Source organism: Micromonospora xinjiangensis (assembly GCF_056150165.1).
Genome location: NZ_JAXCFO010000005.1, coordinates 111,775 through 124,610, shown reverse-complemented (window position 1 = coordinate 124,610; position 12,836 = coordinate 111,775). Strand labels below are relative to the sequence as shown.

Annotated in this window: 10 protein-coding genes; 6 read left to right on the top strand and 4 right to left on the bottom strand. The window is 75.9% G+C overall.

What is annotated here, in order from left to right:
- Positions 1-49 precede the first annotated feature (49 nt).
- Positions 50-4,273 carry a CHAT domain-containing protein gene (locus SM573_RS19475; protein ID WP_474616750.1) on the top strand — a complete coding sequence of 1,408 codons (4,224 nt, stop codon included), beginning with the start codon at positions 50-52 and terminating at the stop codon, positions 4,271-4,273.
- Between the two features lie 10 nt (positions 4,274-4,283).
- Here SM573_RS19475 and SM573_RS19470 read toward each other — a convergent pair whose 3' ends face one another.
- Both SM573_RS19470 and SM573_RS19465 read right to left on the bottom strand, forming a co-directional pair.
- Positions 4,284-4,805: a hypothetical protein gene (locus SM573_RS19470; RefSeq protein WP_474616749.1), complete on the bottom strand. Its 522-nt coding sequence runs from the start codon at positions 4,803-4,805 to the stop codon at positions 4,284-4,286.
- On the bottom strand, positions 4,802-5,128 hold the full coding sequence (locus SM573_RS19465; RefSeq protein WP_474614648.1) for a hypothetical protein: 327 nt from the start codon (positions 5,126-5,128) through the stop codon (positions 4,802-4,804). Before SM573_RS19465 ends, SM573_RS19470 begins: the two co-directional genes overlap by 4 nt.
- Before the next feature lie 268 nt (positions 5,129-5,396).
- Here SM573_RS19465 and SM573_RS19460 point away from each other — a divergent pair, with 268 nt between their 5' ends.
- From SM573_RS19460 to SM573_RS19440, 5 genes are all read left to right on the top strand, one after another.
- Positions 5,397-5,762, top strand: coding sequence for a YciI family protein (locus tag SM573_RS19460; protein WP_474614649.1), 366 nt, complete (start codon positions 5,397-5,399; stop codon positions 5,760-5,762).
- 474 nt (positions 5,763-6,236) lie between these two features.
- Positions 6,237-7,685 carry a pyruvate kinase gene (gene pyk, locus SM573_RS19455; RefSeq protein ID WP_474614650.1) on the top strand — a complete coding sequence of 483 codons (1,449 nt, stop codon included), beginning with the start codon at positions 6,237-6,239 and terminating at the stop codon, positions 7,683-7,685.
- An 11-nt stretch (positions 7,686-7,696) separates the two neighbouring features.
- Positions 7,697-8,566 (top strand): acyl-CoA thioesterase, encoded by an 870-nt coding sequence (locus SM573_RS19450; RefSeq protein WP_474614723.1) that lies wholly within the window; start codon positions 7,697-7,699, stop codon positions 8,564-8,566.
- Positions 8,567-8,831: 265 nt separating this feature from the next.
- Positions 8,832-9,296 (top strand): RrF2 family transcriptional regulator, encoded by a 465-nt coding sequence (locus SM573_RS19445; RefSeq protein ID WP_474616748.1) that lies wholly within the window; start codon positions 8,832-8,834, stop codon positions 9,294-9,296.
- 131 nt (positions 9,297-9,427) lie between these two features.
- Positions 9,428-10,450, top strand: a complete 1,023-nt coding sequence (locus tag SM573_RS19440; protein ID WP_474616747.1) for a sulfite exporter TauE/SafE family protein — start codon at positions 9,428-9,430, stop codon at positions 10,448-10,450.
- A 788-nt stretch (positions 10,451-11,238) separates the two neighbouring features.
- On the opposite strand, the gene SM573_RS19435 is transcribed toward SM573_RS19440, so the two are convergent.
- Together SM573_RS19435 and SM573_RS19430 are read right to left on the bottom strand one after the other, a co-directional pair.
- Positions 11,239-12,249 (bottom strand): LLM class flavin-dependent oxidoreductase, encoded by a 1,011-nt coding sequence (locus tag SM573_RS19435; RefSeq protein WP_474614653.1) that lies wholly within the window; start codon positions 12,247-12,249, stop codon positions 11,239-11,241.
- Between the two features lie 46 nt (positions 12,250-12,295).
- Positions 12,296-12,775, bottom strand: a complete 480-nt coding sequence (locus SM573_RS19430) for an Lrp/AsnC family transcriptional regulator (protein ID WP_474614654.1) — start codon at positions 12,773-12,775, stop codon at positions 12,296-12,298.
- Positions 12,776-12,836: the final 61 nt, after the last annotated feature.

Below are 12,836 nucleotides of genomic sequence, written 5' to 3'. Positions count from 1 at the left end.
TCGGTGCGGCGGGGGTGACGGGATGTGGCGACGGTCGAGAGTGGACCCGGTGCGCCGGCTGCGGGATCGGCTGGACGCCTTCGACGCCAGCATGGACGTGCGTACGGTGCTCGGGGCGGACGCGGTGCGCGACGCGGAGGCGGTCGTCGACCTGATCGCCCAGTCCCCGCCGGACCGGCCGCTGACCGAGCAGGTGGCCGAGGGCCTGCGCCTCCTCGCCCTGCTGCACTGGCTCCGCTACCGGCTGCTGCCACCCGGCTCCGACGCCGACGACCTCACCCAGGCCGTCGGGCTGACCGAGTTCCTGCTGCGCGTGGCGCCGGATCGAGTGCCGCCGACCCTGCTGGCGCTGCTGCACGCGCACCGGACGCCGCCCAACGCCGCCACGGTCCCGGGTCCCCGCCCGGCCGGCGACCCGGCGGCCGACGGCGGCCCCACCGCCGCCACGGTCCCCGGTCCCCGCCCGGCCGACGGCGAGCCCGATGCCGCCGCGCTCTACCTGGAGGCCGTGGCCCTGATGGGCGACGCCGAACGCTCCGGCGACCACTCCGTCGCCGACCGTGCGGCGGCCCTGCTGGAACGGGCGCTCGCCGGCACCCCGACCGGTGCGCCGGAACGGCCGCGCTACCTGTGGGCGCTCGGCCGCGTGCACCGGGACCGGTTCCGGCACCTGGGCCGGCGCCCGGCCCTGCCCTCGGCCATCGACGCGCTGCGCGAGAGCGTGGAGTCGACCCCGTCGGCCGACCCGGAGCGGCCGGTACGCCTGTTCGACCTCGGCTGCGTCCTCGGCGACCGGTACGGGCTGACCGGCGACGCGGCCACCCTGGACGAGGCGATCCTGCTGCTCGACGAGGCCGCCCGCACCGCCCCCGCCGGCTCGCCGCTGCCGCCGCTGGCCCGCGGCGAGCTGGGCGCGCGGCTGCGGGACCGCTGGCGCCGCCGGGGCGACCCGGCCGACCTCGACCGCGCGGTGGACGTCCTCGCGCTCGCCGCCACCTCCGGCGCCGACCCGCGACTCCTGCTGGTGTACGCCATGGTGACCGCCGAGAGGTACGCGCGGCGCCCGGACCCGGGCGACCTGGCGGCGGCGATCGAGGCGAACCGCGCCGCGTCCGCCGTCGCCGCGCAGCTCCCCGCCGACCTGGCCGGCTTCCCCCGGGTGGGCCTCGCGGGCCTGCTGGGGGAGCGGTACGAGCGCAGCGGCGACCCGGCCGACCTGGACGCGGCGATCGACGCGTACCGCGCCGCCGTCGACGCCGGTGCCGGGCCCGACCCGGGCGAGCTGTGGCAGGGCCTCGGTCGGCTCCTCGAATCGCGCTACGAGCGGTACCGCCGGCCCGCCGACCTCACCGAGGCGTTGCGGCTGCTCCGGGAGGCGGTCGCCGCCGCCACCGACCCGGTGCGGCGGGCCGTGTGCCTCGTCGACCTCGGCTACGTCCTCGGCCGCTGGCACGTGGACCTGGACGGCGCCCGCACGCTGCGCGAGGCCCGCGAGGCGTACGCCGAGGCGGAGGCTCTGCTCCCGGCCGATCATCCGCGTCGGCCCGTCCTGCTGGCCAACCTCGGGCAGACGCTGCGCGAGCTGGCCGTCGACGCGGGCGAGGCCGACCTGCTGGAGTCGGCCGTGGCGCCGCTGCGCGCCGCCGTCGCCGCGAGCGACGCCGACCCGCGGCGGCTGCCGTCGGCCCTGTCCAACCTGGGGCTCGCGCTACAGGGGCTCTTCGCCCGTACCCAGGATCTGGCAACGCTCACCGAGGCGCTCGCCGTGCTGCGGCGGGCCGTCGAGGTGACCCCGGCGGACCACCCCGACCGGCTCGCCGTGCTCACCAACTACGGTGCCGCCCTGAACCGTCGCGTCGAGCTGGCGGTCGACGGGGCGCTGCCCGACGGCCGGCACCGCCACGGCCGGGCGTCGCGCGACGTGGAGTGGGACGCGCACATCGCGATCGCGTTGCTCCGCGAGGCGGCCGACCTGGCCAGCTGGGACGTCGAGCCCACCGAGCGGGCGCGGGTCGGGGGCACCCTCGCCCTCGCGCACCTGCTGCGGCACCGCCTCACCGACGACACGGCGGATCTCGACGAGGCGGTCCGTCTCCTGCGCCGGGCCCGCGACCTCCTGCCCGCCTCCACGGCGGACGGCGTCCGGTTGCTCACCAACCTCGGCAACGCCCTGCTGCTCCGGTTCCGGGCCACCCCCACCGACGAGGACGCGGCGGAGCTGCTCCACGCCTACCGGGCGGCGGTCGCGGCCCTGCCCGCCGACCACCCGGACCGGACCATGTGCCTGCTGAACCTGGCCCACGCGGTCGAGACCGTCGCCGGTCCGACGGACGACGAGGACGCGACCGGTGCCGGCGGCCCGTCCCCGGACGCGGCTCCCGCACCCGCCGAGGAGGGCGACGACCCGGCGGCCGCCGGTGCGACCGGCCCGGCGGCGAACCGCGCGCCGGGGACCGCCGGGACGCCGCCCGCGGTGGACCTGGGTGAGGCGGTCGCGGCGCTGCGGGAGGCGGCGGCGGTCGAGGGGGCGCCCTCGCTGCTGCGCGCCAGGGCCGCGGCCCGCTACGCGAGGCTCGTCGACCGGGCCGGTGACCCGGCGGCGGCTCTGCCCGGCTACACCCTCGCGATCGAACTGCTCGACCTCGTGGCCTGGCACGGCATGGACCCCGACGACCAGACCCGCCTGCTGCGCGGGTTCCCGCGGCTGGTCGGCGACGCGGCGGCGGCGGCGATCGCGCTCGGGCGGCCGGAACATGCCGTGGAGCTGCTGGAGTACGGCCGTGGCGTGTTGTTGACCCGCGCCCACGACGCCGGGGCCGACCTGCGCTCGCTGCGGGCCCGCGCGCCCCGCCTGGCGGACCGGCTCGCGCGCCTCCAGGCCGCGCTCGACGGCGTCGACGGGTCACCGGCGGGCCCGCTCCCCACACCCTGGTCGCCCGGTGCGCCGGACGGGCCGGGGTGGCTCCCGCCCGATCCGGCGATGCCCGCCGAGACACCCGCCGGCCGCGCGGGGCCGGGCGGCGCGGTCGGCCCGGGTGGGTCGGAGCGGCGGCACGACCTGGCGACGCGTCGCCGCGAGGTGCTGGCCGAGATCCGTCGCCTGCCCGGCTTCGAGGCGTTCCTGCGCCCGCCGCCCTTCGCCGAGCTGGCGCGGGCGGCCGGCGACGATCGGGTGGTGCTGGTCAACGTGGCCCTGCGGCGCTGCGACGCGTTGGTCGTCACGGCGGGGCGTGCGACTGTCGTGCCGCTTCCGGGTCTGACCGCCGCCGAGCTGGTGCGGCGGGCCGCCACCTTCCTGACCGCGGCGGCCGAGACCACCGGCCGGCCGGAGGAACCGGGCGGCGACGGTGCCGCCGAGGGCGGGCGTTCCGGGGCCGCCGACGTCGAACGCCGCCGCGCGGCGGCCCGCCGCCGGATGGTCGAGACGCTGGACTGGCTGTGGCGGGTGGTCGCCGCACCGGTGCTCGACGCCCTCGACCTCGTCTCGACGCCGCCCGAGGAGGCGCCGGACTGGCCCCGGCTGTGGTGGTGCCCCACCGGTCTGCTCAGCCTGCTGCCGCTGCACGCCGCCGCGCCGATGGACCGCCGCGACGGCGTCCTGGACCGCGTCGTGTCCTCGTACACGGCCTCCCTGCGCGCGCTGCGGCACGCCCGGGCCGCGGTACCGGCCGGCGCCACGCCGGTCACCGCGGCGCTGGTGGTCGGGATGCCGCACACCCCGGGCCTGGCCGACCTGCCGGGGGCGACCCGCGAGGAGGAGATCGTGCGGCGGCACGTGCCCCACGTGCGGTCCCTGACCGGGCCGGCCGCCACACCGGAGGCGGTGCTCGCCGCGCTCACCGCACGGCCGGTCGCCCACCTGTGCTGTCACGGGCACCAGGACCTGGCCGCACCGACCCGCGGTCGGCTCGTGCTCTCGGGCGGCGCGCTGCACGTACGCGACCTGTGGCGACCCGCCGGCGCCTCCGCGGCGCTCGCCGTCCTGTCCGCCTGCGACACCGTACGCGGCGGCGCGACCCTGCCGGACGAGGCGCTCACCCTCGGCACCGCGTTCCAGCTCGCCGGCTTCCGGCACGTGATCGGCGCGCTCTGGTCCGTCTCGGACACCCTCGCCGTGCAGCTGTGCGCCGAGTTCTACGAAGGGCTGGCGCTGACCGGCGGCATCGACCCGGAACGTGCCGCCGTCGCTCTGCACCGCGCGGTCCGGCGGTGCCGCGACGCGCTACCCGGCCTGCCGGACCTGTGGGCCGGCTACGTCCACGTCGGACCGTGACCGGCTGTCGTCACCCGGGTGGCGTCGGGGCGGCCACCGTCGTCGCCGTCTGCATCGTCGCGGCGGGCGCGGCGGCCCGGCCCGGCGCGTACCAGGTGACGCCGACGGCGGCGACCAGCAGGGCCGTGCAGGCGAGCACCAGCCGCACGCCGCGACGCAGGGCGCGGGCGGCCGCCAGGGCCTCCTGGTGGTCGCCCAGCGGGGCGGGCGGCAGGGCGGCCACCGGTGTCACCGACAGGGGGCCGTGCGCGGCGCGCAGCAGCGCCAGCGCCCCGGCGACCCCGGCCGCGACGGCGGCCAGCAGCAGCACGCCGACCAGGGCGCCCCACCCGGGTGCGAGCGTCCCGACGTCCGAACGCCCCCGGACCAGGCTGAAGCCGGCCAGCGCGGCGAGCAGCCCGGCGAGCCCGTTGCGCCAGGCCAGCGCGGCGGCCCGCACCCGGGTCAGCTCGTCACGGAGCAGCCCGGCCAGCTCCCGGGCGCGCCGCAGGTCGGCGGCGGTGGCCGGTGGCCCGGGCGTCAGCCGGATCACGGCCCGACCTCCAGCCGCAGCGTCCAGTACGCGCCGCATCCCGTGAGCCCCGCCGGCCGGGCCGGGTGGTCGGCCTCGCAGGTGCACAGGAGGGTCCGGTAGCCGGGATCGCCCTGGACCGGGCCGGACTCCCGCCGGTAGACCTCGTCCACCACCGGGCAGGTGATGGGGTGCGCGCAGCGTGGGCAGTCCCCGCTGAGCAGCACCGCCGGCCCGAACTCCCGCGCCGTGAAGGTCTCCGCCGCCCGGACGGCGTAGTCGTCGTCGGTGACCTCGGCGTACGGCAGCGGGCCCGCACCCGCCGCCGGCTCGCGCTGCTGCACGCTGTGACCTCCCGCTGCCCGGCCGGTAGGAACCGTCCACGGTAGCCGCCCGCGGCCCGCCGGTCACCCGGCGCGCCCGACACCCGGGATCCGCCCGCGGCGGCGACAGCCGGACGTACGGCCCGGCCGGGGAGAAAGGGGGCGGACGGGCCGGATTGGCCGAGCGCCCCGTGGGCCGGCACGGCCCGTGCGACGCTGAGCCGGTGCCGGAGGTGCCGACCCGCGTCGGGTCGGTCGACCCCGGCGCCGCCGCGGGAGGGGGCAGCCAATGGCGGGAGTGCCGCAGGTCGACTTCGCGCTCGACACGTACGAGTGCATCGTGCTCTACCCCGGCCGGGCCGGCCGGGCGCTGTCACCCGAGACGATCCAGCGGCTGCAGGCCGAGCACACCGAGCACATGCAGGCGTTGCAGCGGCGCGGCATCGTGCTGGTCGCCGGTTCCGTCGACGGGCCGGCGCGCAACCCCGACCCGCCGATCGGGTTCGGGCTGTCCCGCACCGGCTCGGTCGACGACGTCCGCAGCGTCATGGAGGCCGACCCCGCGGTGCAGGCCGGGCTCTACCGGGTGGACGTCATGACGTTCCTCTGCCCGGCCGGTTCGCTGGAGTTCCCGCTGGCCAAGACGGAGAGCTGAGCCGGGCGCACCCATCGGCGGCTGTCGTTCGGGCGACGGCGCGGGCGGGCCGCCCGGTGCTACGGTTCGCGCGAACCGGTCCGGCCGTGGCGCCCGCCGCCCCGGCATCCGGTCCGGGTCGCGGCGCGAGCGCTGCCGCTCGCCGCCGCCGGCCGGATGCCGCGCGAGGGCAGCGGGCTGGTCCCGGCGGGGACCCACCGGCCGTCGGCGCCGTGTTCACCGTCGCCGATGGCGGCGCGGCGCGGGCCCGGTCCCGCCGCGTCGGCCGGGCCGTGGCCGGCGGGAGGACCTCGGTGGCGGCACGGAAAGGGGGCGTACGATTCCCGGCGCGCGGTCGCCGTCGCCCGCCAGCCACAACGTCCCCTGACGCGGTTCCGCCCGCGCAGACACCTGGGCGCCCCGTGAGGGTGGAGAATTGTTCCGCAGCCCGCAAGGGGTCGGCCAGCAGCCCGACCCGGAGGAGAGACTAGCCTGATGGGCGTGACACGCCGCGCGAAGATCGTCTGTACTCTCGGCCCCGCCACCTCGTCCCCGGAGCGCATCCGAGGGCTCGTCGAGGCCGGGATGAACGTGGCGAGGCTCAACTTCAGTCACGGCAGCCACGCCGACCACGAGGCGGTCTACCGCCTGGTCCGGGAGGCCGCCGAGGCGGCCGGCCGACCGGTGGCGGTCCTCGCCGACCTCCAGGGCCCCAAGATCCGCCTCGGCAAGTTCGCCGACGGCCCGTACGAGTGGCGCACCGGCGACTCCGTGGTGATCACCGGTGACGAGATCCTCGGCACCAAGGAGCGCGTCTCCTGCACCTATCGGAAGCTGCCGCAGGAGGTCAAGCCCGGCGACCGGCTGCTGATCGACGACGGCCGGGTCGCCGTCGAGGTCACCGACGTGCAGGGCAACGACATCCGAGTCCTGGTCACCGAGGGCGGCCCGGTCTCCAACAACAAGGGCGTGTCGCTGCCGAACGTGGCGGTCAGCGTCCCGGCCCTGTCGGAGAAGGACGCCGAGGACCTGCGCTTCGCCCTGGGGCTCGGGGTCGACATGATCGCCCTGTCGTTCGTCCGCTCGGCCGACGACATCAAGCTCGTGCACGCGATCATGAACGAGGTCGGGGTGCACCGGCCCGTGCTCGCGAAGGTGGAGAAGCCGGAGGCGGTGGACCACCTGGAGGCCATCGTGCTGGCCTTCGACGGCGTGATGGTGGCCCGTGGCGACCTCGGCGTCGAGCTTCCGCTGGACCAGGTGCCGCTGGTGCAGAAGCGGGCCGTGCAGCTCTGCCGGGAGAACGCGAAGCCGGTCATCGTGGCGACGCAGATGCTCGACTCCATGATCGAGAATTCCCGCCCGACCCGCGCCGAGGCCTCCGACGTGGCCAACGCGGTGCTCGACGGCGCGGACGCCGTGATGCTCTCCGGCGAGACCAGCGTCGGCAAGTACCCGGTGCTCACCGTCAGCACCATGGCGAAGATCGTGACGACGACGGAGTCCGGCTCGATCGCCGTGCCCCGGCTCCAGCACGACCCGCGTACGCACGGTGGCGCGCTCACCATCGCCGCCTCGTCGATCGCCCGGGCCATCGGCGCCAAGGCGCTGGTCGCCTTCTCCCAGACCGGCGACACCGTGCGGCGGCTCAGCCGGCTGCACTGCGACCTGCCGCTGCTGGCCTTCACCCCCGTCCCCGAGGTGCGCAACCAGCTCGCCCTCGCGTGGGGCGTGGAGACGTTCCTCATGCCGTTCGTCGAGCACACCGACGACATGTTCCGCCAGGTCGACCAGGCGCTGCTCGGCCTCAACCGGGCCAACCCCGGCGACTACGTGGTGATCGTGGCGGGCAGCCCGCCCGGCACCCCCGGCTCGACGAACACGCTGCGGGTGCACCAGCTCGGCTCGCTGGTCGACGCGGCGTCGGCGCGGGCGCTGCAGTGACCGGTCCCCAGGTGGTGGTCGGGCAGGCCGCGGTCGACCAGCTGCTCGAGGTGCTCGACCTCGCGCAGACCGGTGCCATGACCTTCCGGGGCATGAGCCCGCCCGTCGGGCCGCAGCGGGTCTACGGCGGGCAGGTCGCCGGCCAGGCCCTCGTCGCCGCCGGCCGCACGGTGGACCCGGAGCGGTTCGTGCACTCCCTGCACGGCTACTTCGTGCGCCCCGGCGACCCGGCAGAGCCGATCGAGTACCAGGTGGAGAACATCCGGGACGGCCGCTCCTTCTCGGTACGCCGCTCCGTCGCGCTCCAGCACGAGAAGCCGATCTTCTTCATGTCGGCCTCCTTCCAGCGGGCGGAGGAAGGGCTGGACCACCAGGCGCCGGCCCCGCTCGACGTGCCCGGGCCGGACGAGGTGCCGACCATGACGGACCGGCTCGCCCGCTACCCGGAGCGGCTCGGCATCTGGTCCCAGATCCCGCGCCCGATCGACGTCCGCTACGTGGGCGAGCCCGGCTGGGTACGCCCCGGCGACCGGCCCGCCAACCCGCACCAGCGGGTCTGGATGCGCATCGACGGCAAGTTGCCGGACGACCCGCTGCTGCACGCCTGCGCCCTGACGTACGCCTCCGACCTGACCCTGCTCGACTCGGTGCTCTCCGTGCACGGCGAGGTGTGGGGGCCCGGTGGCGTGGTCGGCGCGAGCCTCGACCACGCGCTCTGGTTCCACCGGCCGTTCCGCGCCGACGAGTGGTTCCTCTACGACTGCTGGAGCCCGTCGGCGTCCGGCGCGCGCGGGCTGGCCACGGGGCGGATGTTCACCACCGACGGGCGGCAGATCGCCAGCGCCGTGCAGGAGGGTCTCCTGCGCCGCGTCGGCGGCTGACCCCCCGACGCTCCGTCGGTCGCACCGGCGCGGGTGAACGCCGTCCGCGCGTACCTTCACCTCGGGCTCGACACCGTCCGGTCGCCGTACCGGTGCCTGGTTCGTGGCGTCGCGGGCCCGGTGCGCGTGTCCGTGGTGTCGCGGCGCGGGCGCGTGGGCGGGTGTCGCCGCGCCGGTGGTGGTTGTCCCGGTCGCGGTCGGGTCGTGGCCGATCGGCCGAGGGTCGGCGGCCCGGGCGGCTGACCAGGCGGATAACCTTTGCGGCATGCGTCTCTCCGCCCGGGTCGACTACGCCCTCCGCGCGGCCGCCGAGCTCGCGGCGACGGCCAGCGGACCCGGCCGGGGCCGGCCGGTCACCGCCGACCAGATCGCCCGCGCCCAGGAGATACCGCCGAAGTTTCTGGAGAGCATCCTGCTGCAACTGCGCCGCGGTGGCATCGTGCACGCCCAGCGCGGCCCCGAGGGCGGCTACTGGCTGGCCCGCCCGGCCGGGGAGATCTCCCTGGCCGAGGTGATCCGGGTGATCGACGGCCCGCTCGCGCACGTGCGGGGGCAGCGCCCCGAGCAGCTCGGCTACCACGGCGCGGCCCGCGCGTTGCAGGAGGTCTGGATCGCGCTGCGGGCCAGCGAGCGGGAGATCCTGGAGCTGGTGACCGTGGCCGACGTGGCCAGCGGTGACCTTCCGCCGCGGATCACCGAGCTGGTCGCCGACCCGCGCGCCTGGACCTGATCCCCGGCTCGCCCCCGGGGGTGCGTTCCCTCCGCCCCGTCCCAGACAGCAATCAGACACTTGACCGGAGCCCGCGCGTACCGCATTGTCGACCAAGTCGATAGGAGTTGCCGAAAAGTCGGAGGGCGCACGTGCGGAAGCTTCTGGTTCTCGCCCTGGTCGGACTCGTCGCGCAGCTCGTCGACGGTTCGCTCGGCATGGCGTACGGGCTGACCTCGTCCACCCTGCTGCTGGTCGCCGGGGTGGCCCCGGCCGCCGCGTCCGCCTCGGTGCACCTCGCCGAGATCGGCACGACGCTCGCCGCCGGCGTGGCGCACTGGCGGTTCGGCAACGTCGACTGGCGGGTCGTGGCCCGCATCGCCGTGCCGGGCGCGCTGGGTGCCTTCGCCGGAGCCACCTTCCTCAGCGCCATCTCCACCGAGTCGGCCGCGCCCTGGATGGCCGGCATCCTGCTGGCGCTGGGCGCCTATCTGCTGGTCCGGTTCTCCCGGCCGCTGCGCGCCGCCCGCACCGCCGGCCGGTTGCGGGGTCGCTTCCTCGGCCCGCTCGGGCTGGTCGCCGGGTTCGTCGACGCGACCGGCGGCGGAGGCTGGGGCCCGGTGGCGACGCCCGCGCTGCTGGTCTCGGGGCGGCTCGAGCCGCGCAAGGTCATCGGCTCGGTGGACACGGCCGAGTTCGTGGTCGCCGCGGCGGCGAGCGTCGGCTTCCTGATCGGCCTCGGTGCCGAGGGCTTCCTCCTGCCGACGGTCGCCGCGCTGCTGGTGGGTGGCCTGATCGCGGCGCCGGTGGCCGCCTGGCTCGTACGGATCGTCCCGGCCCAGCTGCTCGGCGCCGCCATCGGGGGCGTGATCGTGCTGACCAACGCCCGTACGCTGCTGCGCGCCGGTGGCGCCGGCGACACCGCGTCGACCGCGACCTACGGGCTGCTCGCCGCCGGGTGGGTGGTCGCCCTGGTGCTCGCGGTGCGGGCGCTGCGGCGCACCCGCCGGACCCCCGTCCCGGTCACCGCCGGAGAGTCTGTCGCCCCGCCGGCCGTGCCCGGCGCCGCCCCGGCGGTCGTGCCCGGCGCCGCCCCGACGCGTGACGCGGCGCTGCCGGCCGACGCAGCCTCGACGGCCGGCTCCCGCTCGGTGGTCGCCGCGGTCGACGCCTGACCGGTACCCGCCCCGGGCCGGTCGTCCCCGAGATGCGGACATATCCGCCCTGCGGGTGCATTCACCGGTCCGTCCCGGAGGTGCGGACGCATCCGCCGTGGGTGCGTCGCCCGCCACCAATCACCCCACCCCCGTACAGGCTCAGGTCCGGCACGTGTGTCCACAGCAGCCAGCGGCGCCGTCGCTCGCGCCTTCTCGGCCGGCCGTCCCACGGCTCGGTGGCAGCCCGGGCCGCTGCCTCCGGACGCGCCGGTGGACCTGTCCATCCGATCGTCGCCGTCACCACTTGTGACGTGACTGGTTGTCACGGCGTTGTGTTGTGACCGACCGTCACGACCGCCGCGGCCGGCCCATGCCCGGTTTCCGCGCTTTGCTCTGCACGATCTGCACCAGCGAGCTGACCTGCTGCGACGCGGATCGGGGGTCGGAGCGACCGCCGGAATGCGGTGACCAAGCGTTACCGGTGCACATTCGGGTGCAGAGCAAAGGACCGGAAATGGCTGCCGTCCGGGCGAGCCATGGTCACGCCATGTGACTGCGCGGAGCTGCCCGTCGAAGGCGGGTCGCGTTCCGTCGCCCGTCGACGTCGAGGTTCCGTTGCCTGTCGGTGTCGAGCGAGGAGCCGCGGAAGGCACCGGGCCGCAGCCGCGGAATCCGCACAGCTCCGGCCCGGTGCGCCACACCGCGGCATCCCCGACCCGTCCCGACCGGGAATGCCGTACCACCACCGGCTTCAAAACTAGGGGCCGTCAGGGTCGCGGGGGTGACGCCCGCGTGAAGATCGTGTTTCAGGCATTCCTACGCAGACCGCCGGCCACCTGCTCGGCCACCAGCTCGAACGAACGCACCCGGTCCTCGATGTCGTACACCATCGTGGTGAGCATGAGCTCGTCGGCGCCGGTGCGTTCCCGCAGGTCGGTGAGCTGCCGGCGGACCGTCTCCGGCGAGCCGATCGCCTGCCCCTCCCAGCGCTGCGCGACGAACTCGCGCTCGACCTCCGTGTACGGGTAGGCGGCCGCCTCCTCCGGTGTGGCCAGCGGCGCGGGTCGGCCGGAGCGCAGCCTGAGGAAGGAGAGCGCCCCCGGGCCCGCGAGCCACTGGGCACGCTCGTCGGTGTCCGCACAGATCACGTTCACCGCCACCATGGCGTACGGCTTCTCCAGCCAGCGCGACGGCCGGAAGTGCTGCCGGTACAGGGTCAGCGCGGGCAGGGTGTTCTGCGCGCTGAAGTGGTGCGCGAAGGAGAACGGCAGCCCCAGCAGACCAGCCAACTGCGCGCTGAACCCGCTCGACCCGAGCAGCCAGATCGCCGGCTGCAACCCCCGGCCCGGCGTCGCGGTGATGGGCCCCGGCTCGTCGCCGCTGAAGTAGTTCATCAGGTCGGCCAGCTCACGGGGGAAGCCCTCGGCCGACAACCCCTCCATGGTCCGCCGCAGCGCGAGCGCGGTCACCTGGTCGGTGCCGGGCGCGCGGCCGATGCCCAGGTCGATCCGGCCCGGGTGCAGAGCCTCCAGCGTGCCGAACTGCTCGGCCACGACCAGCGGGGCGTGGTTGGGCAGCATGACGCCACCCGAGCCGAGCCGGATGGTCGAGGTCGCCGCCGCGAGGTGCGCGAGCAGTACCGCCGGGGCGGAGCTGGCGATCGCCGGCATGTTGTGGTGCTCGGCCACCCAGAACCGGTGGTAGCCCAGCTCCTCGGTGCGCCGAGCGAGCTCGGTGGTGTGGCCGAGGGCCTCACCGGCGGTAGCGCCGGTCGCCACCGGCGCGAGGTCAAGAACGGAGAGCGGTACGTCGATCACACGCCTGGCCAACACCCGGCCCGCCGGATTTGTTCCGCCCCGCGACTCACCCCACGCCACGAGCCTGCTCGAAGATCAGGCTCGTCTGGGTGTGCTGCACCGCCGGGTCGACCGCCAGGTGGTCCAGCACGAAGTCGCGCAGCGCGTCGGCCGACGCCGCCCGTACGTGCAGCACGTAGTCGTCCGCGCCCGCCACATGGAACACCGACACCACCCCCGGCAGCCGCACCGACCGGGCCCGGAACGCGTCCACCACCGGTCGCTCGTGCGCCGTCAGCCGCACCGACACCAGCGCCTGCAACGGCAATCCCAGCGCGGCCGGGTCGATCTCCGCGTGGAACCCGCGGATCGCCCCGCTGTCGCGCAACGCCCGGGTACGCGAGAGGCAGGTCGAGGGCGCCACCCCCACCCGCTCGGCGAGGGCGTTGTTCGGCAGCCGCCCGTCGGCGGCCAGCTCGGTGAGGATCGCGCGGTCGGTGTCGTCGAGGGCCGTGAACGGCCGCAGATCGTTCGGTGCGGAGGCCATGTGAACATCCTCCACCGAATCCGGACCGCCTTGGAAGACCTTTCACAGAATGATGTTCGGA